The organism is Amnimonas aquatica (genome assembly GCF_002943415.1).
Taxonomy (GTDB): Bacteria; Pseudomonadota; Gammaproteobacteria; order Pseudomonadales; family Moraxellaceae; genus Perlucidibaca; species Perlucidibaca aquatica_A.
In genome coordinates, this window is sequence record NZ_PTQZ01000363.1 from 1 (window position 1) to 1,164 (window position 1,164).

Annotated in this window: 2 protein-coding genes; both read right to left on the reverse strand. The window is 65.5% G+C overall.

Annotated features, from left to right (window positions below; all coding sequences use genetic code 11):
• The coding region (locus C5O18_RS09995; protein WP_206389855.1) for an outer membrane protein transport protein at window positions 1-295 on the reverse strand (295 nt) is incomplete at its 3' end.
• A 55-nt stretch (window positions 296-350) separates the two neighbouring features.
• The coding region (locus C5O18_RS10630; protein WP_158249338.1) for a putative solute-binding protein at window positions 351-1,164 on the reverse strand (814 nt) is incomplete at its 5' end.

The window sequence follows — 1,164 nt, forward strand, 5'->3', positions numbered from 1 at the left end:
GCGCCTGCCCCATGTCCTGCAGGCGGGTGGTGCCCATGTCCTCGACTTTCGCCGTGGCCGCGATCATCGCGAACGCCGCGGACACGTTGGTGCCGCGCAGGCGGCTCATGCCGGCGGGGTTGTAGAAGATCACCGAGGCATCATTGGCTTCGGCCGAGTTGGCATTGGAAGTGCCCTGGCTGCTGATCGCGATCACCGGCACTTCGGCACCGGCCGACCACGCCAACGGCGACAGGCAGCTCATCAGGGCAACGGCCAGCGGCTTGGCGCCGACCGGGAAACGCGGGCTGTTCATGCAGTCCCCTTCTTCTTGTTATGGTTTCGGGTGGTTCCACGTGCGCCGTCGGCGCTCAGTTCCAGTTTTCGCTGCTGCTGGAACACTCGGCATCCGCCGGGTTCACGCTGCAGCGCACGCGCTTGATGATCTTCAGGCCCTGCTTGTCGTAGAGACCCTGCTCGGCCGCCGTGATGCGCGACTCGCGCAGCAGCACGGTGTAGTCGGTCATGATCTGGTCCGACACTTCGCTCCAGGCCGACTTGGGAATGTCACGCTCGGCCTTGGTGATCAGCGCCAGCGCGCGGTCGAACTGTCCCGCCCAGTACTGCCGCGACTTGATGCCGAAGCCCTCGGGGAACTTGCTCTTGTCGAGGATCAGCTGGTAGCTGAGCATGACCAGCGGGAAACGGTGGATGGTGCCGTTGCTGCCCAGGCCGCGGTGCAGCTCGAGCGGACGGTAGGCCGCCGCCGGCGCGGCGATCAGGTCGACCGAGCCGTTGTTGAACTTGCCGGCGAAGCTGGTGATGTCTGCGGACACCGGCTGGGCACCGATCTTCTGCGCCAGCACCGCCTGGCTGCGGTCGTAGTCGAAGGTGGCGATCTTCTTGCCGGCCAGTTTCTGCACCGTGTTGATGCTGCGGTCGCGCACGAACGGATACGCGGTACCAAACGGAATGATGCCGCCGACCTCGTACTTGCCGTTGACCATCAGGCTGCCGGCAGCCGGGCTGGAAAAGGTCTGGATGGTGCGGCGCACCACGTCGTAGCTGGCGTTGATGTCGATATGCCCGTTGCGGCCCACGCTGGCGGCACCGAAGGCGTCCATGGCACCGGAGACGGCATTGAACTGGCGGGTGCGCAGACCGGTGGCGAACACGGCATCGCAC